This is a genomic window from Paenibacillus sp. 2TAB26 (assembly GCF_052115145.1).
Classification (GTDB): domain Bacteria; phylum Bacillota; class Bacilli; order Paenibacillales; family Paenibacillaceae; genus Pristimantibacillus.
In genome coordinates this window covers 1-360 of record NZ_JBFRGC010000160.1, presented here as the reverse complement: position 1 = coordinate 360, position 360 = coordinate 1, and the positions used below count along the sequence as shown (strand labels likewise).

Below are 360 nucleotides of genomic sequence, written 5' to 3'. Positions count from 1 at the left end.
TCGCTGTGCCTGTTGCGTTTTCAACAGACCACTCGATTGATTTGTCCGTCGCATTAGTAGGAGCAACGGTCGCGTCAACGGTTAACGTCTGACCAACCAGCACGCTGGAATCACCTGTTAACGTAATCGAAGCAACAGGGACTTGGACTGCCGTAATCGTAAGGATCGTGCTGCCTACAACTCCGCTTTCATCGGCAGCTGTTGCTTGGACTGTTACTGTACCTAGATTGCCGGCAGTAAGCTCACCCGTTGTTTTATCAATAACAGCCGTACCTGTTCCATCTATTACGGACCAAGCGACCGCTTTGTTTGTTGCGTTGCTAGGAGCAGCCACAGCATTCATTTGCAGCTTCTTACCTG

General features: G+C 50.3%; 1 protein-coding gene. It reads right to left on the bottom strand.

Annotation, left to right across the window (positions count from 1 at the left end; translation table 11 throughout):
* On the bottom strand, positions 1-360 hold a 360-nt coding region (locus tag AB4Z50_RS36315; protein WP_441887375.1), incomplete at both ends, for an Ig-like domain-containing protein.